22 protein-coding genes are annotated in these 21,890 nt (G+C 65.8%); 12 read left to right on the forward strand and 10 right to left on the reverse strand.

Annotated features, from left to right (window positions below; genetic code table 11):
• Positions 1-66: 66 nt before the first annotated feature.
• Together ACVMB0_RS26295 and ACVMB0_RS26300 are read right to left on the reverse strand one after the other, a co-directional pair.
• A complete protein-coding gene (locus ACVMB0_RS26295; protein WP_461348153.1) occupies positions 67-1,620 on the reverse strand; it encodes an AMP-binding protein in 1,554 nt (517 codons plus the stop codon).
• Positions 1,621-1,638: 18 nt separating this feature from the next.
• Complete coding sequence (locus tag ACVMB0_RS26300) at positions 1,639-3,375, reverse strand: extracellular solute-binding protein (RefSeq protein WP_461349714.1); 1,737 nt, start codon at positions 3,373-3,375, stop codon at positions 1,639-1,641.
• A gap of 422 nt (positions 3,376-3,797) precedes the next feature.
• Between ACVMB0_RS26300 and ACVMB0_RS26305 the strand changes: the two genes are divergently transcribed.
• Both ACVMB0_RS26305 and ACVMB0_RS26310 read left to right on the forward strand, forming a co-directional pair.
• Complete coding sequence (locus ACVMB0_RS26305) at positions 3,798-4,637, forward strand: invasion associated locus B family protein (protein ID WP_456754812.1); 840 nt, start codon at positions 3,798-3,800, stop codon at positions 4,635-4,637.
• A 350-nt stretch (positions 4,638-4,987) separates the two neighbouring features.
• Positions 4,988-6,262: an MFS transporter gene (locus ACVMB0_RS26310; protein WP_461348154.1), complete on the forward strand. Its 1,275-nt coding sequence runs from the start codon at positions 4,988-4,990 to the stop codon at positions 6,260-6,262.
• Positions 6,263-6,306: 44 nt separating this feature from the next.
• Here the strand turns inward: ACVMB0_RS26310 and hspQ are convergent, their stop codons facing one another.
• Entirely contained in the window at positions 6,307-6,639 is a 333-nt protein-coding gene (hspQ, locus tag ACVMB0_RS26315; RefSeq protein WP_021081543.1) for a heat shock protein HspQ, read from the reverse strand.
• 121 nt (positions 6,640-6,760) lie between these two features.
• Here hspQ and ACVMB0_RS26320 point away from each other — a divergent pair, with 121 nt between their 5' ends.
• Positions 6,761-7,714: an AEC family transporter gene (locus ACVMB0_RS26320; protein ID WP_461348155.1), complete on the forward strand. Its 954-nt coding sequence runs from the start codon at positions 6,761-6,763 to the stop codon at positions 7,712-7,714.
• Between the two features lie 7 nt (positions 7,715-7,721).
• Here ACVMB0_RS26320 and ACVMB0_RS26325 read toward each other — a convergent pair whose 3' ends face one another.
• The gene (locus tag ACVMB0_RS26325; protein ID WP_456754809.1) at positions 7,722-8,906 is read right to left on the reverse strand and encodes a UbiH/UbiF family hydroxylase; all 1,185 of its coding nucleotides are present in this window, start codon (positions 8,904-8,906) and stop codon (positions 7,722-7,724) included.
• A gap of 134 nt (positions 8,907-9,040) precedes the next feature.
• Between ACVMB0_RS26325 and pcsA the strand changes: the two genes are divergently transcribed.
• The 3 genes from pcsA (at position 9,041) to ACVMB0_RS26340 (ending at position 11,643) form a co-directional block, all read left to right on the forward strand.
• The gene (gene pcsA / locus ACVMB0_RS26330; protein ID WP_456754808.1) at positions 9,041-9,769 is read left to right on the forward strand and encodes a phosphatidylcholine synthase; all 729 of its coding nucleotides are present in this window, start codon (positions 9,041-9,043) and stop codon (positions 9,767-9,769) included.
• Positions 9,766-10,491, forward strand: coding sequence for a TerC family protein (locus tag ACVMB0_RS26335; RefSeq protein ID WP_456754807.1), 726 nt, complete (start codon positions 9,766-9,768; stop codon positions 10,489-10,491). The genes pcsA and ACVMB0_RS26335 overlap by 4 nt, the downstream gene beginning before the upstream one ends.
• 177 nt (positions 10,492-10,668) lie before the next feature.
• Positions 10,669-11,643 carry a quinone oxidoreductase family protein gene (locus ACVMB0_RS26340; protein WP_456798102.1) on the forward strand — a complete coding sequence of 325 codons (975 nt, stop codon included), beginning with the start codon at positions 10,669-10,671 and terminating at the stop codon, positions 11,641-11,643.
• A gap of 101 nt (positions 11,644-11,744) precedes the next feature.
• Here the strand turns inward: ACVMB0_RS26340 and ACVMB0_RS26345 are convergent, their stop codons facing one another.
• A complete protein-coding gene (locus ACVMB0_RS26345; RefSeq protein WP_456754805.1) occupies positions 11,745-12,941 on the reverse strand; it encodes an acetylornithine transaminase in 1,197 nt (398 codons plus the stop codon).
• 318 nt (positions 12,942-13,259) lie between these two features.
• Here ACVMB0_RS26345 and ACVMB0_RS26350 point away from each other — a divergent pair, with 318 nt between their 5' ends.
• The gene (locus ACVMB0_RS26350; RefSeq protein WP_456754804.1) at positions 13,260-13,556 is read left to right on the forward strand and encodes a hypothetical protein; all 297 of its coding nucleotides are present in this window, start codon (positions 13,260-13,262) and stop codon (positions 13,554-13,556) included.
• A gap of 6 nt (positions 13,557-13,562) precedes the next feature.
• Here the strand turns inward: ACVMB0_RS26350 and rimO are convergent, their stop codons facing one another.
• Positions 13,563-14,888 carry a 30S ribosomal protein S12 methylthiotransferase RimO gene (gene rimO / locus ACVMB0_RS26355; protein WP_456754803.1) on the reverse strand — a complete coding sequence of 442 codons (1,326 nt, stop codon included), beginning with the start codon at positions 14,886-14,888 and terminating at the stop codon, positions 13,563-13,565.
• A 120-nt stretch (positions 14,889-15,008) separates the two neighbouring features.
• Here rimO and ACVMB0_RS26360 point away from each other — a divergent pair, with 120 nt between their 5' ends.
• The 3 genes from ACVMB0_RS26360 (at position 15,009) to ACVMB0_RS26370 (ending at position 17,158) form a co-directional block, all read left to right on the forward strand.
• Positions 15,009-15,599 (forward strand): ANTAR domain-containing response regulator, encoded by a 591-nt coding sequence (locus ACVMB0_RS26360; RefSeq protein ID WP_018271619.1) that lies wholly within the window; start codon positions 15,009-15,011, stop codon positions 15,597-15,599.
• Positions 15,596-16,753: a CmpA/NrtA family ABC transporter substrate-binding protein gene (locus ACVMB0_RS26365; RefSeq protein WP_456754802.1), complete on the forward strand. Its 1,158-nt coding sequence runs from the start codon at positions 15,596-15,598 to the stop codon at positions 16,751-16,753. The genes ACVMB0_RS26360 and ACVMB0_RS26365 overlap by 4 nt, the downstream gene beginning before the upstream one ends.
• Before the next feature lie 252 nt (positions 16,754-17,005).
• Positions 17,006-17,158 (forward strand): hypothetical protein, encoded by a 153-nt coding sequence (locus ACVMB0_RS26370; RefSeq protein WP_456754801.1) that lies wholly within the window; start codon positions 17,006-17,008, stop codon positions 17,156-17,158.
• A gap of 74 nt (positions 17,159-17,232) precedes the next feature.
• Here the strand turns inward: ACVMB0_RS26370 and ACVMB0_RS26375 are convergent, their stop codons facing one another.
• The 4 genes from ACVMB0_RS26375 to pxpB form a co-directional block, all read right to left on the reverse strand.
• A complete protein-coding gene (locus ACVMB0_RS26375; RefSeq protein WP_461348156.1) occupies positions 17,233-17,655 on the reverse strand; it encodes a hypothetical protein in 423 nt (140 codons plus the stop codon).
• 149 nt (positions 17,656-17,804) lie between these two features.
• Positions 17,805-18,578, reverse strand: a complete 774-nt coding sequence (locus ACVMB0_RS26380; protein ID WP_456754799.1) for a LamB/YcsF family protein — start codon at positions 18,576-18,578, stop codon at positions 17,805-17,807.
• 89 nt (positions 18,579-18,667) lie between these two features.
• The gene (locus ACVMB0_RS26385) at positions 18,668-19,702 is read right to left on the reverse strand and encodes a 5-oxoprolinase subunit C family protein (protein WP_456754798.1); all 1,035 of its coding nucleotides are present in this window, start codon (positions 19,700-19,702) and stop codon (positions 18,668-18,670) included.
• Positions 19,699-20,430: a 5-oxoprolinase subunit PxpB gene (gene pxpB / locus ACVMB0_RS26390; protein ID WP_456754797.1), complete on the reverse strand. Its 732-nt coding sequence runs from the start codon at positions 20,428-20,430 to the stop codon at positions 19,699-19,701. Before pxpB ends, ACVMB0_RS26385 begins: the two co-directional genes overlap by 4 nt.
• A gap of 213 nt (positions 20,431-20,643) precedes the next feature.
• Here pxpB and ACVMB0_RS26395 point away from each other — a divergent pair, with 213 nt between their 5' ends.
• Together ACVMB0_RS26395 and ACVMB0_RS26400 are read left to right on the forward strand one after the other, a co-directional pair.
• Entirely contained in the window at positions 20,644-21,342 is a 699-nt protein-coding gene (locus ACVMB0_RS26395; protein ID WP_456754796.1) for a ribonuclease activity regulator RraA, read from the forward strand.
• A gap of 23 nt (positions 21,343-21,365) precedes the next feature.
• Positions 21,366-21,770: a (R)-mandelonitrile lyase gene (locus ACVMB0_RS26400; RefSeq protein ID WP_456754795.1), complete on the forward strand. Its 405-nt coding sequence runs from the start codon at positions 21,366-21,368 to the stop codon at positions 21,768-21,770.
• Positions 21,771-21,890 lie beyond the last annotated feature (120 nt).

A 21,890-nucleotide genomic window follows, 5' to 3' on the forward strand; every position in this document is an offset into this window, starting at 1 on the left:
CGATGCTAGTGGGCATGGCTTAATGCGGCGTCAACACAATGCTAAGACTAACGCAATGATAAGATTTTAACTCATTCCGGCGCCGTTGCGGTCGCGAAAAGCCTCGACCATCAATGGGTTAAGCCCAAGTTCTGTGAGGGCGTCGCGGGCCCGCGCATTGTCCTGGGCGCGTCCGGCCAGCCGGTGGCCGCTGAGTCGGTCCGGCAATGCCGTCAGCAGCGCGCCCTGGCCGAGGCGGCGCGACCATTCCTGCAACTCCTGGGCATGGAAACGGTAGCCGCCGACGGTCATCACCCCCGACGGCGGGGCGGTGATGTTGATGGCGCCGGTCGCGCGATCGACCCGCGCTGCATATTCGGTGTCGACGTAATCGCGCGGCGGCGGTGCGATCAGGGTGTCGGCCGGCGGAGGCGGCGGCGCGTAGGCCGCGACCGGCACCATCGGGCCGCGCAGGCCGAGCGTGCCCTTCGGCGTCAGCAGGATCTCGCCGGCGATCGATGCGCCGGGCGCTTCACGCGGCGCGCTGTGCGGACCCGGCTTGATCGCGGCCGGCGCGCCGTCCTCGGCGTTGCGGCGGGCGCCGAACAGCCCGGCCTCGCCGAACAGGTAGACGTCGGTCATGCTCACAAGCCGCGAGGTCCAGTGCGCGCTGGAGGCAACCTGCTCCGGCGTGCGCCAGAGGCCGATCACGTTGCGCAGGCTTGGCAGGTGCTCCGACAGGCCGCGCTCGTCGAGCCGCAGCGCGAGTTGCGCCGGCGCGATCAGCGTGTCGCAGGCGTGGTCGTTGAACTGGGTCTCGAACGCGTCCTCGTCGAACGGATGATGCATGACGAGCGTGCCGCCCGACAGCAGCCAGATCACCAGCGTCGAGCAGATGCCGGCAAACGACATCGGCGCCAACGCCGCCATGATGGTCGCGCCCTGCGCCAGATCGCTCTCCAGCGACATCGCGAGCCCGCCGGCGATCAGGCCGAAATGCGCCCGCGGCACCGGACGAAAGCCGTCGCTGGTGACGTCGAAGGAGATCAGCGCCGGCTTGCGGCCGTCCTGGATCATCGGGCGCGAGGTCCTGGAGTCCCGCAGGATCGCCTCGTCGAGCGAGGCCATGCCTTCGGGCAGGTCAGTGCCGAAGCCACAGACGTGACGGATCGAGAACGCCTCGGCCGCGGCGTTCATCGCGATGTCGGCATAGGAGACGCCGTCGATCTTGCCGCAGGTGACGATCGCCCGCGCCGCGGTGCGGTTGAGCACCGACGTCAGCTCGGCCTGCCGCCACAGCAGCGGCAGCGGCACCACCACCAGGCCAACGCGATGGGCGGCCAGCACCGTCAATGCGAACTCGATCGTGCTCGGCAGCTGAACGGCGATCACCGTATTGGCCGGCAATCCGTTCTCGACGAAGTGGGCCGCGATCGCCGAGATCGCACGGTCGGCCTGGGCATAGGTCAGGCGCTTGCGGGTCTGGCCGGTGACACGCTGCTTGTTGAGCGGATCGACAAGCGCCAGCGCATCGGGTTGCCGCGCCAAGGTGCGCTTGAACAGCGTATCGAGCGTTGGCGAGGTGATCGACTGGTTCACAGGTTCAACGTCGGTTGCATCGCTTCGATCGGACCGGGTCATGCCGCGTCGCCTGGTCGATCATCGGGATTGCGCGCCGGGTTTCTGCCACCAGGTCTCCGGCAGGTAGCCCGTCAGCGCATTGGTCGAAGGCCGTTCTATCCGATTCCAGCGCGCGTTCCATTGCTCTCCCGCGTTAAATAGGGGGATAGCGTAGCAGCCCGACATCAAGGCCCGGTCCAGCGCACGCACCGCCGAGACGAAGGCGGGCTGCTCCCGCGCCGCCAGCAGCGCCGCGATCATGGCGTCGATGGCGGGATCCTTGGCGCCCATGTAATTCCGGGTGCCCGGAACGTCGGCGGCCTGGCTGCCCCAGTAGAACCACTGCTCGTTGCCGGGCGACAGCGACTGGTCCCAGCGGATCGGGACCATGTCGTAGTCATAGGCGACGCGGCGCTGCTCGAACTGCACCGCGTCGACCACCCGCACCGCGGCGTCGATGCCGGCCCGCTTCAGGTCGCGCTGATAGGCCAGCGCGATCCGCTCATGCTCGCGGGTCGTGACCATGATCTCGAAGCGGAGCGGCGTCCCGGTCGATCGCTGCTTCAACACCGTGCCGTCGAGCGCATAGCCGGCGTCCGCCAGGAGCTTGAGCGCGTCGCGCAGCACGCTGCGGTCGCGCCCCGAGCCGTCGGTGACGGGAAGGTGGTAGCGGCCCTCGAGGATGTCGGGGGCAATGTGCGACAGATACGGCTTGAGCAGCTCGCGCTCGCGATCGTCGGCGGGGCGGCCATAGGCGGACAATTCCGAACCCGCGAAATAGCCGCCGGCCCGCGAATACAGTTCAAAATAGTAGTTGCGGTTGATCCATTCGAAATCGAACAGCATCAGCAGCGCCTGGCGCACCCTGATGTCGGCAAATTTCGGCCGCCTGGTGTTGAACACCAAATATTCTGATGGTGCCGGCGTGCCGATCTTGACGGGATCGCGGATCACGTCGCCGCTCTTGATCGCCGGGAAGTCGTAGCCCTCGTGCCAGCGCAGCGGCTCGGGCTCGGTCCTGAAGTCGTACAGGCCGCGCTTGAACGCCTCGAACTGGCCGTTGGCGTCGCGGTAGTAATCGAGCCTGATCTCGTCGAAATTCCACAGGCCTCGGTTCACCGGCAGATCGCGCCCCCAGTAATCGGGATTGCGGGTGAAGCTCACGCTGGCGCCGGGCTTGACCTCCGCAACGCGGTAAGGACCGGAGCCGATCGGCGGCGCCAACGTGGTCTCCTCGAATTTGGCGACGTCGGTGGCATGGCGCGGCAGGATCGGCATCAGGCCGAGAATCAGCGGCAATTCGCGGTCCGCGACGCCGCCGAAATCGAGCCGCACCGTCAGCGGGTCGAGCACTTCGGTCTTTGCGACTTTCGAATAATACTGGTGATGCAGCGGACGGCCGTTATCGCGCAGCAGTTCGAGCGAGAACACCACGTCGTCGGCCGTGACCGCGTGCCCGTCGGAGAAGCGCGCGCGGGGATCGATATGGAATGTCACATAGCTTCTGGCGTCGTCGGTCTCGACGCTGCGGGCGAGCAGGCCGTACAGCGTGAACGGCTCGTCATTGTTCCGCACCATCAGGCTTTCGTAGACATAGCCGCGCTCATAGGCGTAGCCCCTGAGCTGCTGCACCGCGAGACCTCTGACGATCAGGGGATTGAGGCTGTCGAACGTGCCCTCCCGGGGGCTCAGCACCAGGCGGCCGCCCTTGGGCGCATCCGGATCGGCATAGGGCAGGTGGGTGAAGTCGGCCGGCAGCGCGGGCGCGCCATGCATCGCGAGGGCATAGCTCTCGGCCGCCGCCGCGGGGCCGAGCCAGCTCAGCAGACCCAGGACGAGTGCCGGAACAAACGCCAAGCCGAATGCCAAGCCGAATGCCAAGCCGAACGTCAAGCCGCGCCGGACAACGCGCCCGGGAACAGGTGTGTGAGGTGCGGGATTTGATTCGCGAAACGTCACGCCGAAAGGTTTATCACAGGGCGCTGAAACCCGTCGTCACATGGGCGCAAATACGCTTGTCGGCATTGATCTTTCCGCGCGCCGCTGTATTGAAGGCGTGCAATTGGATAGGCGGGAACGCCAGTCACGTATCCGCCTCAATTGACTAGGAGACAGCCGCGCGAGCAGCTGTGTTTCGCGGCTATGTGTCGGCGCCTGCAGCGGTTTCGGGCGCTGCCGTTCAGAAAGGGTTTTCCGCAATGAATTTCCGTATCTTGGCCGCCCCGGTCCGGCCGCATGGGCGCATTGTTGCCCTGATGGCGGCGACGGCATTCTCTGCAGCGCTCCTGGTTCCTGCCGCTCAGGCCCAGCAGCCGGCAGCGCCGGCGCCCGCGGCACCGAAGGCAGCGCCCAAGGCGGCACCGAAGGCAGCTCCGAAGGCGCCGGCTCCGGCAGCCCAGGCGCCCGCAGCCCCGGCACCGGCCGCGGGTCAGGCGCCCGCAGCGGCCGCCGGCCAGCAGCCGCCCCAGGATCAGCAGATCCAGCTCATTTACGCCCCCTGGACCAAGTTCTGCCTGAAGGGCCAGGAAGCCAACGCCAAGCAGGTTTGCTTCACCGGCAAGGACGGCCGCATCGAGTCGGGCCAGCCGGTGATCGCCGCCGTGATCATCGAACCGGAAGGCGAGCCGAAGAAGATCCTGCGCGTCACGCTGCCGCTCGGCATGCAACTCGTGCACGGCACCCGCATCATCGTCGACAACAATCCGCCGCAGCAGGCGCCCTACGTGATCTGCTTCCAGAACGGCTGCATGTCCGACTATGAAGCAACCCCCGAGCTGATCGCCAACATGAAGAAGGGCCAGAACCTCGTGGTCCAGGCGATCAATTCGAACGGCGCGCCGCTGACCCTGCCGCTGCCGCTCAACACCGAATTCGCCAAGGCCTATGACGGCCCGCCGACCGATCCGAAGGTGTTCGAGGAAAACTCGAAGAAGCTGCAGGAAGAGTTGCAGAAGCGCGCCGAAGAGCAGCGCAAGAAGCTGGAAGGCGCGGGGGGCGGCGCCGCGCCAGCGGCTCCCGCCAATCCGGCGGCCAAGTAAAACGGCAAGTAGGAACTTCGATCACGCGTTCAAGAAAGTGCGAGATCGTCGCTATCGAAAGGCGCCCGCAAGGGCGCCTTTTTTGTCATGCGATACCGACTGGCTGATGGCAGCCTGCTGCGCTGGTGATCGTGCGCATCGTGTGCGATGTTGGTTCAAGGGCATCGCGGTTGCGTCGCGCCGTGAGCGCGGATCGTCGATGTCTTGTCCGGACAAATCCGGCGTCGCAGCACAATCACAAATCCGATACGGGAGGCCAGACGAAAGCGCGGGACAAGCGCCTTCGATGCGCAGACGCGCGTGGTTGTTCGCGACCGCTGGCCGCCATTCGCAGTCATGGAAGTCGCGCAATGTCCCAGCAAGTCAGCACGCAGCGTCGGGAACCGGTGTCCCGGCCCACAGAGCCGCCGGTCGCCGCTGCTGCGGTCGATGCTGGTATCCGCGTCAACCAGGACAACGTTCCAGGCAGCTTTCATCCCGGCATCGTCCATCTTGCGCTGGCGATGGGCGGGTTCGCGATCGGCATCGCCGAATTCGCGACCATGAGCCTGCTGCCGTTCTTCGCCCATGACCTCAACGTCAGCGAACCCCAGGCCGGCCACGCGATCAGCGCCTACGCGCTCGGCGTCGTGGTCGGCGCGCCTGTCATCGCCGTGCTGTCGGCACGGATGACACGGCGCAATCTCTTGATCGCGCTGATGGGCTTCTTCGCGCTGATGAACGGCCTGTCGGGGCTCGCGCCCGACTATCATACGATGCTGGTGCTGCGCTTCCTCGCCGGGCTGCCGCACGGCGCCTATTTCGGCATTGCCATGCTGGTCGCGGCCTCGCTGGTGCCGATGGACAAGCGCACGGCGGCGGTCGGCCGCGTGATTCTCGGCCTCACCATCGCGACCACGATCGGTGTGCCGCTCGCCAATGGCGTGGGGCAGGTGATCGGCTGGCGCTGGGCGTTCGCGATCGTCGCCGGCCTCGCGCTCCTGACCGCCATCCTGGTGCTGATCTTCGCCCCGCGCGATGCCGCCAACAGCAATGCAAGCCCGCTGCGCGAATTGTCGGCGCTCGGCCGCAAGCATGTCTGGCTGACGCTTGGGATCGGCGCGATCGGTTTCGGCGGGCTGTTCTCGGTCTACACCTATCTGGCGTCGACCATGCTGGCGGTGACTCACACATCGCCCGCTCTGGTGCCGGTCACGCTGTGCGTGTTCGGCGCCGGCCTCACCGCCGGCAACATCATCGTGCCGCGCTTCGCCGACCGCGCGCTGATGGCAACCGCGGGCGGGCTGTTGCTGTGGTCGGCGGCGACGCTGGCGCTGTATCCGCTGGCGGCCGGCAATGTCTGGACGTTGAGCGCCGACGTGTTCCTGATCGGGCTCGGCGGGGCGCTCGCCACGGTGTTGCAGACCCGGCTGATGGATGTCGCGGGCGAGGCGCAGAGCCTTGCTGCTGCGCTCAACCATTCCGCCTTCAACGTCGCCAATGCGCTGGGCCCGTGGCTCGGCGGCATGGCGGTTGCGGCAGGCTATGGCTGGACGTCGACCGGCCTGGTCGGCGCGGGCCTCGCGCTGGCGGGCTTTGTGGTCTGGGCGATCGCGGTGGCGCTCGCCAAACGTGAGGGCGTGTGAACGTGCCGTGCGAATGCCGCAGCATTCGCACGCCCGGGGGCGTGTCAGTTCAGCGAGGGATTGCGCGGACGGTAGCCGCCCGACTTGTCCTTGATGAAGATCTCCGCCACCTGCGAATGCCGGATCGGCTCGCCGGACTCGTCGGGCAGCAGGTTCTGCTCAGAGACATAGGCGACGTATTCGGTCTCCGAGTTTTCCGCGAGCAGGTGATAGAACGGCTGGTCCTTGTGCGGCCGCATGTCCTCGGGGATCGACAGCCACCATTCCTCGGTGTTGTTGAACTCCGGGTCGATATCAAAAATCACGCCCCGGAAGGAGAACACCCGGTGACGGACGATCTGCCCGATCTGGAATTTGGCGGTGCGCGCTTTGATCATGGTTCGTCGATAGACCAACATTGTGGCCGATGCTAGGGGCTAAGCTTCGAATTAACCATCGGTTTACCGATTCCAGCCCTGCAAAAACCACCCGAAAACCCGCCGAGAAACTACTTTCAGAATGATCGATATCCTCAATCTGGCGCTGCCGTATTTCGGCTTGATCTTCATCGGTTACGCGTGCGGAAAAGCCAAGGGTTTGCCCGAGAGCGGGCTCGCCTGGATGAATTTCTTCCTGCTTTACGTTTCGTTGCCGGCACTGCTGTTCGGGATCATGTCCAAGACCCCGTTCGCGGAGCTGAACAACCCGCCATTCCTGATCGCCACCACGCTCGGGACCGTGATCGCGTTTTTCCTGGCGATGATCGCGGGCAAGCTGATCGGGGGCCTCTCGCTGCGCGAGGCGACGCTGGCCGGCCTGTCCGGCGCCTACGGCAATATCGGCTATATGGGGCCGGGCCTTGCGCTTGCCGTGCTCGGCGCCAAGGCGGCGGCGCCGACCGCGCTGATCTTCTGCTGCGACAGCATCTTCCTGTTCTCGATCGTGCCGCTCCTGATCGAGCTCACCGACCGCGACCATCCCTCGCTACTGCACGCGCTCGGCGTGGTGCTCAAGCAGATCGTGCAGAACCCGCTGATCATGTCGGCGGTGTTCGGCGCGCTGGTCGCCGCGTTTCATGTCCCAATTCCAGTCGCGCTCGACCGCACCATCCAGTTCCTGCAAAACGCGGCCGCGCCGATGGCGCTGTTCGCGCTCGGCGTCACGGTGGCGCTGCGGCCGTTCGAGCGGGTGCCGTGGGAGGTGCCGGGCGTGGTCGCGATCAAGCTGCTGATCCATCCGCTGCTGGCGTTCGGCCTGATGCTGCTGTTCGGCCCGTTCGCGCAGCCCTGGGCGGCGACCGCGGTGCTGATGGCCTCGCTGCCGCCGGCGCTCAACGTGTTCGTGATCGCGCGGCAGAACGATACCTGGATCGAGCCGGCCTCGGTCGCGGTGCTGATCGGCACCTTCGCCTCGGTGGTCACGCTGACCAGCGTGATGTGGTTCATCCAGAGCGGCCGGCTGGTGTTTCCTTGAGGAAGGTTTACCGCCGCCAGGACGGCGCGAGGCCCTCGCGCATCGCGAGCCGCCGCAGCGGGCCGAATGCGCCGAGCAGATGCAGGCCGGCGGCACGCGCCGTCTGCACGCCGAGGAAGTCGCTCAGCAGCGACCGGTTGGCGAGATCGATCGCCCAGGTCCGGCTGGCAACGTCCGGACGCCGCGCCGCCTGGTAGCGTGACAGCACGTTCGGCGCGCCGGGATCCTCGCCGCGGCCGATCGCCTGGCCCGTGATCTCGGCAATGTCGGCAGCGTCGCGCAGCCCCATGTTGAGGCCCTGCGCGCCGATCGGCGGCAGCACGTGGGCGGATTCCCCGACCAGCGCGATCCGGTCTTTTGCAAATTGCCGCGGCCGCTCGATCGCGAGCGGAAACACGTGACGGCCGCCCTCGACCTCGACGCGCCCGAGGATCGAGTGCGACTGGCGTTCGGCCGCGACGGACAATTCGTCGTCGCTGAGCGCCTTCAGGCGCTCGGCTTCCTTCGGCGAGGAGACCCAGACCACGCTGCTTCTGTTGCCGGCGAGCGGCACGAACACGCAAGGGCCGTGCCCGGTGTGAAATTCGGTCGAGATGTTGTGGTGCGGCCGCGTGTGCGTGATGTTGAAGGTGAGGGCGGACTGCCCGAGCGCGCGGCTCGTCACCTCGATGCCGGCGGCCTCGCGCGACAATGAATTGCGGCCATCGGCGCCGACCGCCAGCCGGGCGGTGAGCGACTGGCCCTGCCGCGTCGCCACCGTGACTGCGGCATCGCCCGGCTGCACCGAGGCCGCCTCGTCGTCGAACCGGGTCAGCGCGGCCATTTCGCCGGAGCGCTCCTCGAGCGCTGCGACCAGCGACCGGTTGTCGATGTTGAAGCCGAACTGCTCGCGCCCGATCTCCTCGGAGGAGAACCGCACCTCCGGCGCGCGGATCAGGCGGCCGGTGTCGTCGACCAGACGCATGGTCTTGAGCGCCGCCGCTCTGTCGCTGCACCGCCGCCAGACGTCGAGCCGTTCCAGGATCTCGGTCGAGCCGCCGAGCAGTGCGGTGGTCCGGTTGTCGGCGTAGGGAGCGCGGCGCGCCAACAGCGCGGTCCGCGCGCCGGCGTCGGAGAGAGCAATCGCGGCCGTCAAACCGGCCGGACCGCCGCCTATTACGATAACGTCATAATACTGCGAGCTGTCGGTCATACCAGGGACATTTGACATGCTTGGCCCGATTTTCAAGCCATTGCTAACCACCAAGAGTTTCCAACGCTTTGCGCGGCGGAACGCCGCAACAGCGCATATGCAAAGCCGGCCGATTCCTGATAGCACTTCGGCCGATGGAGCACTCGAGCCAGCCCGATGCGTTGCCAGAACGGATGCGGACCGCCGCATTCTCCGTTCACATTTTCACGGCGCTCGGCGCCGGCGTCGCGCTGCTGGCCATGCTGGAAGCCGTGCGGGAGCACTGGGCCAACATGTTCGGCTGGCTCGGGGTTGCGCTGATCATCGACGGGATCGACGGCCCGCTGGCGCGCCGGCTCGACGTGGTGCGGTTGCAGCCGAACTGGTCGGGCGAGGTGCTCGACCTGGTGGTTGATTTCGTCACCTATGTGTTCGTGCCGGCCTATGCGATCACCGCGAGCGGCATGCTGCTGCCGCTGGCCGCGCCGATCCTCGGCATCGGCATCGTGGTGTCCAGCGCGCTGTATTTCGCCGACCGCCGCATGAAATCCGACGACAATCATTTCCGCGGTTTTCCGGCACTGTGGAATGCGGCGGCGTTCTATCTGTTCCTGCTGCATCTGCCGCCGGTGCTGTCGACCGTCGTGGTCGCGCTGCTGATCGTGCTGACCTTCGCGCCGTTCCACGTGCTGCATCCGTTGCGCGTGGTGCGGCTGCGCTGGCTGACGCTGTGGCTGCTCGCCGCCTGGGCGCTGCTCGGCATGTACACGCTTGCCAACGATTTCGTCGTCGGCCCCTCGATCACCTTCGGTCTCTGTGCCATTGCCGTCTACATCGTCGGCAGCGATACCGTGATTCGCCGGATGAAAGCCTTCAGAGCATGATGCAATTGATCACCAGCCCGGAAGCCTGGGCTGCGCTGCTGACTCTGACTGCGCTCGAGATCGTGCTCGGCATCGACAACGTCATCTTCCTGTCGGTGCTCGTCTCGCGGATTCCGCAACCGCAGGCCGATCGCGCGCGGCAGATCGGCCTGCTGCTGGCGCTGGTATTCCGCATCATCCTGCTCAGCGTGCTGGTCTGGCTGATCGGGCTGACGCAGCCGGTGATCGCTTTCGTGAGCGTCGCGCTGTCCTGGCGCGACATCATCCTGATCGGCGGCGGCCTGTTCCTGATCGCCAAGGCGACCCACGAGATCCACGCCGAGGTCGAGGCGCGTGACGTCGAGGCGACCGACAAGCCGAGCCCGAACGCGTTCTTCTGGGTGATCGTGCAGATCATCGTCATCGACCTGGTGTTCTCGCTGGACTCGATCATCACCGCGATCGGCATGGCGCAGGACATCGAGATCATGATCGCGGCGGTCGTGATCGCCTGCGCCATCATGTACATCTCGTCCGGACCGGTGGCGCGGTTTGTCGCGGAGCATCCGACCACCAAGATGCTGGCGCTGGCCTTTCTGGTGCTGATCGGCGTGGCGCTGGTGGCCGACGGCTTCAAATTCCACATTCCGCGCGGCTACATCTATTTCGCAATCGCGTTCTCGGCCGCGGTCGAGGCATTCAACGTGCTGGCCAGGCGCAACCGCAAGAAGGCGGCAGGCTAGGCATGATCCGGAAAAGTGCGACGCGGTTTTCCCTCGCGACAAACGCGGAACGCGTTTGCGCGGAGATCATGCATCTAGTGGCCAAGTTCCAGGCGGCTTGGTCCACGCGGCTTGGTTGACAAGCCAGCGCCGTTGGCATTCGCTTGCCTGGCGCCGATATCTGAGGGGAGCGACGACATGACCAAGGCTGTGCGCGTGCACAAGGTGGGGGGCCCGGAAGTCCTGACTTATGAGGACGTCGAGGTCGGCCCGCCGGGGAACGGCGAGGTCCGGATCCGCCAGCATGCGGTCGGGCTGAACTTCATCGACGTCTATTTCCGTACCGGCCTCTACAAGGCGCCCGGCCTACCGTTCATCGCCGGCAACGAGGCCGCAGGCGAGGTTTTGGCCGTCGGCCCCGGCGTGACCAATTTCCACCCAGGCGATCGCGTCGCCTACTATTACAACCTCGGCGGCTACGCGTCCGAGCGGGTCATCCCGGCAGACAAACTGGTAAAACTGCCCGACCACATCACCTATGAGCAGGGCGCCGTGCTGATGCTCAAGGGGCTGACGGTCTGGTACCTCCTGCACAAGACCTTCAAGGTGGAGCATGGCCATCGCGTGCTGATCCACGCGGCGGCGGGCGGCATCGGACTGCTGGCCTGCCAGTGGGCCCACGCGCTCGGCGCGCATGTCATCGGCACCGTCGGCTCGAAGGCCAAGGCCGATCTCGCGCTCGCGAATGGCTGCGACCACGTCATCCTCTACAACGAGGAGAACTTCGTCGAACGCGTCAAGCAGATCAGCCGCGGCGAGCTCTGCGACGTCGTCTATGACGGCGTCGGCAAGACCACCTTCCCGGGATCCTTGTCGTGCCTGCGGCCACGCGGCTTGTTCGTCTCGTTCGGCAACGCGTCGGGCCCGGTGCCGCCGTTCCCGCTCGCCGAGCTCAACAACCACGGCTCGCTGTTCGCGACGCGGCCCAAGCTCAACGATTATGTCGGCACCCGCAAGGAACTGCTCGAAGGCGCGGACACGTTGTTCGCCGCCGTCATCAACGGCAAGCTGCACGTGCCGATCAACCACGCCTATGCGCTGAAGGATGCGGCCAAGGCGCATACCGATCTGGAGAGCCGGGCGACCACCGGCGCGGCGATTCTCAGGCCGTAAGTTTCTGCCGTCATTGCGAGGAGCGAAGCGACGAAGCAATCCGTTGTCCCGCATGCGCGGAGGGATGGATTGCTTCGCTTCGGTCGCAATGACAGTGGTTGCTACGCCACCCGCCTGGCCGCACCGACCTTCGTCAGCACGATGTCCAGGCAATCGATGACAGCGGAAATCTCTTCCCGCGTCACATTGAGCGCCGGCATGAAGCGCAGCGCGTCCGGCTGTGGCGAGTTGATCAGCACGCCGGCCGCAAATGCTTCGGCAACCACGGCCGCGCCGATCGGCATCTTGAGATCGAGCGCGACCAACAGGCCGCGGCCCCTGATCTCGCCGAGCCCATGCCGCGCCGACAGCCGCTGCAATTCGCGCTCCAGCAGCAAGCCGGCATCGGCAACCGATTTCAGGAAATCGGGTTTGCCGATCTGATCGAGCACGGCGAGGCCGGCGGCGCACATCAGCGGGTTGCCGTTGAAGGTGCCGCCCTGATCGCCGTGGTCGAAGCACGAGGCATGCTCGGTCGCGAGCAGCGCCGCCAGCGGCACGCCGCCGCCGATGCCCTTGCCGAGCGTCATGATGTCGGGTGCGATCCCGGCATGCTCATAGCCGAACAGCTTTCCGGTTCGGCCCATGCCGGTCTGGATCTCGTCGACGATCAGGAGCAGGCCGCGCTGCTGGGTCAGCGCCCGCAACTCCCTGAGGAATTCGCCCGTCGCAGGCCAGACCCCGGCTTCGCCCTGGATCGGCTCCAGCATCACCGCGACCGTCGACGCAGAGATCAGCTTGCGCACCGACTCGATGTCGTTCAGCCGCGCTTTCCGGAAGCCTGAGACCTTCGGTTCGAACAGCGGCTCGAACGCCTTCTTGCCCGAGGCCGACATGGTCGCGAGCGTGCGGCCGTGGAAGCCGCCCTCAAAGGTGATGATCTCGTGCGCGCCACCCTTGTACTTGGCGCCGAATTTGCGCGCGAGCTTGATCGCGCCCTCATTGGCCTCGGCGCCGGAATTGGCGAAGAACACCTGGTCGAAGCAGCTGTTCTCGACCAGCGCCTTTGCCAGCTTCAGGCTCGGCTCGTTGTAGAACGCCGGGCTCGGGGTTAGCAGCCGCCGGGCCTGCGCGGCCAGCGCGTCGGCGATGGCCGGCGGCGAATGGCCGAGCGCGTTGACGGCCCAACCCTGCACAAAATCGAGATAACGGTTGCGGTTGTTGTCCCACAGATACGAGCCGGCGCCGCGTACGAACACGACCTCGGGGCGGGCGGTGATGTCCATCAGCGCGTCGAACGGTTGGGTAGCGTTGGTCATGTCGATCTCCTCTGGGGTCGTGTGGGGAAGGGGCAGGCCGAAAAGCGAGAAGGCCGCGCTTTGGGGGCGCGGCCTTCTCGAAAACCCTGGCTGATGTCAGCTAATCAGCGATGGCGTCGGACACGGCGCAGCCCAGCATCGTCGCGGGAGCGACGACGGCAGATGGCGCGGCGGTGGGTCCGGTTCAGCTTCATGGCGCAGGGCCATACAGCCGAAGGGGCGGCGGTGTCAAGCGGGAGGTGATATCGCACGCAACCGGCTCGCGGAGCGAGTTAAGCTGCGACGAGGCAATCTTGGAGCAATCTTGGAGGTGGCGCCGTGATCAAGCTGCTGATCGAACGAGATCTTCCGGCCAATTTCGACGTGACCGACGACGCGCAGGCGGCGCGTCATGCGCGCATTGCGTTGGATGCCATCGTTGCGACGCAGGGCAAGATGCATTGGATCTGCACCTATGCAACTGACGACCGCAAGTTGTTTGGACTCGTGGTGGTCGACAGCGAGGAGGTCATCGATGCCTATGTGCGCAGTGCAGGCATCGGTAGCTCGGTGCGTATCCATCGCGTGCTCCGCACGTTGGACCCGGCGCTCGCCGCTCCACCGGCGCCCCATTAGGCGACGTCAGAAACCAGCGACGCTGCCGTGCAGGTCGTATTGGTCGGAGCGCTCGATCCTGGCGGTGACGATCTCGCCGACTTTGAGGGGGCGGCGGCTGGTGAGGTAGACGGCGCCGTCGATCTCGGGCGCATCGGCCTTTGAGCGGCCTTTGGCGACCGTCGGGCCGACTTCGTCGATGATCACCTGCTGGCGGGTGCCGACCTTGCGCTTCAGCCGTCGCGCCGAAATCTTCTGCTGCCGGGCCATCAGCGCATTCCAGCGTTCCTGCTTGACCTCGTCGGGCACGGCATTGCCAATCGCGTTCGAGGTGGCGCCGGCGACCGGCTCGTATTTGAAGCAGCCGAGGCGGTCGATCCCGGCTTCATCGAGCCAGTCGAGCAGATAGGCGAAATCGGCATCGGTCTCGCCGGGGAAGCCGACGATGAAGGTCGAGCGCAGCGTCAACTCGGGGCACTGCTCGCGCCATTTCTGGATCCGCGCCAGCGTCTTCTCCTGCGCGGCCGGGCGCTTCATCGCGCGCAGCACGTCGGGGCTCGCATGCTGGAACGGGATGTCGAGATAGGGCAGCACCTTGCCCTCGGTCATCAGGCCGATGACCTCGTCGACATGCGGGTAGGGGTAGACATATTGCAGCCGCACCCAAGCGCCGAGTTCGCCGAGCTCCTTGGCGAGGTCGAAGAACTTGGCGCGCACGCTGCGATCCTGCCACGGGCTCTCGGCATATTTCAGGTCGACGCCATAGGCCGAAGTGTCCTGCGAGATCACGAGCAATTCCTTGACGCCAGCCTTCACCAGCCTCTCGGCCTCGCGCAGCACGTCATTGGCCGGCCGCGACACCAGGTCGCCGCGCAGCTTCGGGATGATGCAGAAGCTGCAGCGATTGTTGCAGCCTTCGGAAATCTTCAAATAGGCGTAGTGCCGCGGCGTCAGCTTGACGCCCTGCGGCGGCACCAGATCGACATGCGGGTTGTGCGCCGGCGGCAGCGCGCGATGCACGGCATCCAGCACGCTCTCATATTGCTGCGGGCCCGTGATCGAGAGCACGCCGGGATAGGCGCTCTCGATCTGCTCCGGCTCGGCGCCCATGCAGCCGGTGACGATGACCTTGCCGTTCTCGGCCATGGCCTCGCCGATCGCAGCGAGCGATTCCTGCTTGGCGCTGTCGAGGAAGCCGCAGGTGTTGACGATCACGATGTCGGCGCCATCGTGCTTGCGCGCCAGCTCGTAGCCCTCCGCGCGCAGCCGGGTGATGATCCGCTCGGAATCGACCAGCGCCTTGGGGCACCCCAAGGACACGAAGCTCACTTTCGGCGCGGCGGCCTCTTGCATATCGTCCCAAATCTGCCTGATTGATGGGCAGGAGCTAGTCCCAATTGCCGAGAATTACAACACTTTCCGCGGGCTTCCGGCGTGATATGGATGCTTCTCGCCGGGCTTTAAGAGTTGTCGATGAGCGCAGAATCGTCTCCCAAGATCGTCATAGTCGACGAGAGCCCGATCCGCGCGGCCATCCTGGAGGAGGGACTGCGGGAGGCCGGCTATACGGACGTGGTCCATATCAGCGAGATGCAGAGCCTGCTGTCGCGGATCTATGCGCTTGACCCCGAGATCATCGTCATCGACCTCGAGAACCCCAGCCGCGACGTGCTGGAGCAGATGTTCCAGGTCAGCCGCGCGGTCCGCCGGCCGATCGCGATGTTCGTCGATCAGAGCGACGCCGCCTCGATCCAGGCGTCGGTGGAGGCGGGCGTCTCGGCCTACATCGTCGACGGGCTCAAGAAGGAACGGATGAAGCCGATCCTCGATCTCTGCGTGTCGCGCTTCAATGCCTTTTCCAAATTGCAGGACGAGCTCGACCGCACCAAGCATGCGCTGGAGGAGCGCAAGGTGATCGATCGCGCCAAGGGCATCCTGATGAAGGTGAAGGGGCTGACCGAAGAGGAGGCCTATGTGCTGATGCGCTCGACCGCGATGCGCGAGAAGAAGAAGATCGGCGAGATCGCGCAATCGATCCTGACGGCGTCGGAGCTCTTGAAATGACCACACCCCTGCGCATCGGGTTCATCCCGCTGGTGGACGCTGCCGCCCTGATCACCGCCGTCGACAAGGGCTTCGCCGCCGACGAGGGCCTCGACGTCACCCTGGTGCGGGAAGTGTCGTGGTCGAATGTCCGCGACAAGCTCAATATCGGCCTGTTCGACGCCGCCCATCTGCTGGCACCAGTGGCGATCGCCTCGAGCCTCGGGCTCGGCCACGTCAAGGTGCCGATCACGGCGCCCTTCAATCTCGGGCTCAACGGCAACGCCATCACGGTGTCGCCAGCCCTGCACGCGGCGCTGATGGAGGAGCTCGACGGCGATCGCTTCGACCCGATGGCGACCTCGCAGGCGCTGGCCCGCGTGGTGGCAAAGCGGCGCAAGAGCGGGGCGGAGCCGCTGACCTTCGGCATGACGTTTCCGTTCTCGACCCACAATTACCAGCTGCGGTTCTGGATGGCCGCCGGCGGCGTCGATCCCGATGAGGACGTCCAGCTCGTGGTGCTGCCGCCGCCCTACATGGCGGACAGCCTCGCCAACGGCCACGTCGACGCGTTCTGCGTCGGCGCGCCGTGGAATTCGATCGCGGTCGATCTCGGCATCGGCCACATCCTGCATTTCGTCTCGGATATCCTGCTCAGCGCGGTGGAGAAGGTGCTCGCGGTGCGCCAGGGCTGGTCGGAGAAGCATCCCGACATCGTCGCGTCGCTGGTGCGCGCGCATCTGCGCGCCGCGGAGTTCATCGAGCAGCCCGAGAACCGGGGCGAGGTGGCACGCATCCTCAGCTCACCCGAGCGGATCGGCGTCGATGCCAGCGTCATCCAGCGCACGCTCGATGGCCGGCTGAAGATCTCGCCCGACGGCACCATGCGCGAGAGCAGCCGCTATCTGCTGGTCGGGCGCGAGGCCGCGGCGCGGCCGGACCCGGCGCAGGCGGCCTGGCTCTATGCCCAGATGGTCCGCTGGGGCCAGACGCCGTACCGGCCGGAGGCGCTGAAGGCTGCGATGGCCGTGTTCAGGCCCGACCTCTACGACGCCGCGTCAGGGCGCCCGGCAGGCGCCTCCAGCGCCATCGGCGCGTTCGCCGGTCCACCGTTCGATCCGGCCGACGTCCCGGGCCATCTGGCTGCCTTCAAGATCGGACGCTGGAAGCCCTGAACGCGGCGTAGTGGCTTACCTTCGGCTCCTTTGCATGGGGTTGTTTCACGAGTTTTGGTTGTTGCGGGGCCGGCGCGGGTTCCGGACGCCTTGGATTGCAACGAATAGGATTCTCGGGCCCGCTCTCGAGAAGGAATATTCCTCTCGGAACCGCGTTCCCGAAGGCGGTGGCATCGCTATTTTTGTCACCCGCTTGAATTGCGGCGCGAACGATATTCCATATGCCCGAGAATGGGGCGTTGGAGATCGACCATGCGCGAACTATCGGCGGAAGCCCGCCTGCACCTTTACGCGCGACACATTTCAAGGAAGTCCGGGACCGGCGTTCACACCGCGGCGCTGTACAGCGCCTTTGCGGTGATCGCGGCCATCGTGTTCGGCACGCTGTCCGTCCACCCGTTCTGAGGCCCTGAGGAAACTGCAAAGCCGCCGTCTGATGTCCTCAGGCGGCGGCTTTGTGTTAGCTGGATGCTGACGGCTCAGTAGCCGTAGCCGCGACCGTAGCCGTAGCTGTAGCCGTAACCACCGCCGCAGGTATTGCAGGTCTGCTGAACCGGCGCGTAGTAGGAATAGTCCGGCGAGACCATCTCGGTGCGCTCCTGGGTGGCGTATTGCGGCGCGATGCGCTCATAGGCGACGCCTTCGGGCGCGACCATCACGGTCTGCGGCACCATCACGGTACGATATTGCGCCGGCGTGCGATGCGCGACGACGCGGCCCGGCGCGACCATCACGGTTTCCTGCACCGTGCGATATTGCGGCGGCACCGTCTGCACCTGATAGCAGGTCGTGCAGGGCTGGGGCGGCGGCGTATAGCAGCTGTAGCAGCCGGCGGAGGCCGCGCTGGCGAACGCGGCGGTGGCGACCGCGGCAATGGCGAGGGAGAGGCTGGTGCGGAACATGCTTTCGTACCCAATTTCCTGAGAGGACAATCAGAGGCTCGGAAGCTGCAACTAGCAATCAAACGGCAAGTTTGGGTTTAAGAAGACTCTTAACGGAATCTAAAGGGCCGGCGCCGCGGCCGGCCCTTGCCGATGGATACGTTTGCGGCTCAGTGCGCGGTCTTGAACGGCGCGACCGTGATGCCCGCCTGCTTCAGCGCTGCGCGCAGATCGCGCGCGATCTCGACCGCGCCATGCGTGTCGCCATGGATGCAGACGGTATCGGTCTGCATCTTGATCACCTTGCCGGTGACCGAGACGACCGCGCCATCCTGCACCATCCGCACCACGCGCTCGGCGATCGCCTTGGGATCGTGTAGCACGGCGCCCGGCTTCTTGCGCGACACCAGATTGCCGTCGTCCTCATAGGCGCGGTCGGCGAACACCTCGTGCGCCATCCTTAGATTGGCGGCTTCGCCGGCGCGCACCAATTTCGAATTCGCGAGCACCACGAAGATGAGATTGGGATCGACCGCCTTGATCGCGTTGGCGATCGCCCTGGCGGTCATGTCATCCTCGCAAGCAACATTCGAAATCGCGCCATGCGCCTTCACATGGGTGACCTTGTGCCCGGCCGCGGTCGCGATCGCCTGCAACGCGCCGATCTGATAGGCGATCAGGTTCTCGATTTCCGAGGACGTCAGTCCCGGCATCGGGCGGCGGCCAAAGCCGTGCAGGTCGCGATAACCGGGATGGGCGCCGACGCTGACGCCGCGCGCCTTCGCGAGCTCGACCGTCTTCCTCATGATGTCGGCGTCGCCGGCATGGAAGCCGCAGGCGACGTTGACCGAAGTCGCAAGCTCGATCATCGCGGCATCGTTGCCCATCTCCCAGGGCCCGAAGCTTTCGCCGAGATCGCAATTGAGGTCGATGGTTGAGGTCATGACGACAGATCCGATGATTGTTGGTGTTGGCTCACTTGCTTGAGCATCATCTTGTCGGAAAACCGCTTGGCACTTTTCCGGATGATGCTCTACGGGACGACGACCTGCCACGTCGCAGCGTCGATGGCACTGACCGCCTGTCCTGCGACGTTAGCATCTCTTAGCGCTTCGATGTTGAGGCCGAAATCCTCGATGCCGCGGAGGCGGTCGGGCAGGGACTGCAGCAGCGCGTGGAACTTGATCGCCTCGGCCTGCGCTTCCGCCATCGTCACTGCTTTGAAGCGGAACGGGCGGCCGGCGGAGATCTGCGCGAAGCGGCCGAAATCGGCCGTGATCACGGTCGCGATCTTCGGATAGCCGCCGCTGGTGCCGCGGTCCGGCATCAGCACGATCGGCTGGCCGTTACCGGGGACCTGAATGCTGCCGTTGACGGTGCCGTCGGAGACGATGTTGTGGCCGTTGAGATGCTTGATGGCCGGGCCTTCGAGCCGGTAGCCCATGCGGTCGCTGGTGGCCGAGATCTTCCACTCGCTGTCGGTGAACAGCTTCTTGCTGTCCGCGGCGAACTCGTCGTCCTGCGGGCCGAACACGATGCGGATCGGCGCGTCGGTCGCGGCCGGCAATTCGATCCGGCGCTCGGCGGCTCCGCTGGCGGCTTGTGTCTTCAATTCGTCGCCGCTTTGCAGTGGCCGCTGGTAGGGGCTGCCGAGCCCGGCGCGGGCATTGACCGCAAGGCTGCCGAACATCGGTTCGCCCTCGATGCCGTGCTCGATCGCGAGATAGCTGAACGAGCCGCCGCGCGCGAAGCCGAGATTGAGTGTCTCGCCGTCGGCCAGCGTTGCCGAGCTGTCGAACGCAACAGGCCGGCCGCCAATGTCAGCATTGCGCGATGCGCCGGCCAGTCCGATGCGCACGGCGCCGTTGCGCGCGGTGAAGCTGGCGCCGAACGGGCCGATCTCGACCGCGGCAGCGAACGGCGCATTGCCGACCAGGATATTGGCCGCGGCCAGCGCAAGCCGGTCCATCGCGCCGCTCGGCACCAGGCCATAGCGCTGCGAGCCCGGGCGACCCGCATCCTGCACCGAGCTCGCCGGGCCGATCGAGGTGACGACGAGCTTGCTCATGGCGTCACCAGTTCTGCGACGAATTCGCCGGCCGCGGCGGCGCGGTCCTGTTCGGCAAAGGTCTTGGCGTCGATTGCCGTGAAGGTGATGGCATCGCCCGGCTCCAGCAGGAAGGTCGGATCGCGATGCAACTGATAGGTCCTCACCGGCGTGCGGCCGAGCAGGTGCCAGCCGCTCGGGCCGGCCAGGCACTGCACGCCGGTCTGGATGCCGCCGATCGAGATGGTGCCGGCGGGCGTCAAGAGCCGCGGGTCCTTGCGCCGGGGCATGTGCAGGAATGTCTCCAGACCGCTGAGATAGGACCAGCCGGGCGTGAAGCCGATCATGGCGACGCGATAGTCGCCGGCGATGTGGCGTGCCACGATGTCATCCGGCGTGGTCTGGAGCGTCTTTGCGACATCCTCGAGGTCGATGCCGTGCTCGCCGCCATAGGTGACAGGGATGCGCCAGCGCCGCGTTCCGGTCTCGCTCGGCAGCGCCTTGGCGGCGCGCGCCAGCAGTTGCTCGCCGAGCGCATCGAAGCCGATCTGCACGGGATCGTAATGCACCAGCAGCGAGCGGTAGGTCGGCACGGTCTCGGTGATGCCGGCGATCGGCTCGGCCGAGATCATGCGGTCGAGCGCGAGCACCCGCCGGTTGGCGGCATCATCGATGGTGCGGCTGAATTCCACCGTGACGGCGCTGTCGCCGCTCGGCAAAAGGCGGGGAGGACTTAAGGGTTCGGCCATGGGACAAGCAGGCTTCGGTCGCCATCAAGCTAGCGTGTTTCGATCTAAAACGGAATTCGCTTCGTGCAAAATGATGCAGCAACTTCAATAAATTAATCGGCATGCCGGCGATAAATTTAGATGATCGCAGGATTTTCGTTCAGCCCTTGACGCAACGCCCTTGCCCGGCAACATGCGCCAGTCTTTTTCCTCCCATCGGAGCAAGCTTTCCAGATGTCACTGTCCACTGAGGCGATCGCGACGCTGTCGCACGTGTCCACCGCCACCATCACCACGGTCCTGCTCAAGAAGGGTCTGCGCAACATCTGGATGCGCGGCACCAAGCCGCTGAAGCCCGGACAGAAGCGGCTGGTCGGACCCGCCTTCACGCTGCGCTTCGTGCCGGCCCGCGAGGATCTGGCGACGCCGGAATCCTGGTCGTCGCCGATCTCGACCCGCACCGCGATTGAGGCGATGCCGGCGGGCTGCATCGCCGTGGTCGATGCCATGGGCATTAACGATGCCGGCATTTTCGGCGACATCCTCTGCGCGCGCATGGTCAAGCGCGGGGTGACGGCGCTGATCACCGACGGCGTGGTGCGCGACGTCGAGGGCGTGCTCGGCACCGGCCTGCCGGTGTGGTGCGACGGCTATGCCGCGCCACCGTCCGTTGCAGGCCTGACCTTCGTCGGCTGGGGCGAACCGATCGGCTGCGGCGGCGTTGCCGTGTTTCCGAATGACGTGGTCGTGGCCGACCAGGACGGCGCGGTGCTGATCCCGCAGGCCTTCCTCGATCACGTGCTGGCCGAAGGGCCGGAGCAGGAACGGATGGAAGCCTGGATCGTCAACGAGGTGAATAATGGTGCCCAGCTGCCCGGCCTGTATCCGATGAACGCCGAGACCAAGGCACGCTACGCCGCGACCAAGAAATAACGTCAAGAGAGGGAGGTAACCCCATGGATATCCACGTTTCCGGCTCGCGGCCGACCCGCCGCGCGCCGGCGGAGCATTTCACCGGCAGCGTGCTGCAGGACCCGATCAACATGGCGCCGGCGCCGGCGCGGCTGAACGCCTCGCGCGTCTCGTTCGAGCCCGGCGCGCGCACCGCCTGGCACACCCATCCGCTCGGGCAGACGCTCTATGTGATCTCGGGCATCGGCCGGGTGCAGGCCAAGGGCGGCCCGATCCGGGAAATCCGCCCCGGCGACGTCGTCTGGATTCCGCCGAACGAGAAGCACTGGCACGGCGCTTCGCCCGACAACAGCATGACCCATATCGCCATGCAGGAGGCACTCGACGGCGTGTTCTCGACCTGGATGGAGCACGTCACCGACGAGGACTACAACGGCAAGATCGGTTGAACGCAGCCGCGAGCTCAAACCGAAAAGCCCCGCTTTCACGAGTGGGGCTTTTTGTTTTCGGTGACCGTAGCCCGGATGAAGCGCAGCCCAATCCGGGGCGCCCCCGCGGCAAGAGTTCCG

The organism is Bradyrhizobium sp. USDA 4451, from assembly GCF_054822585.1.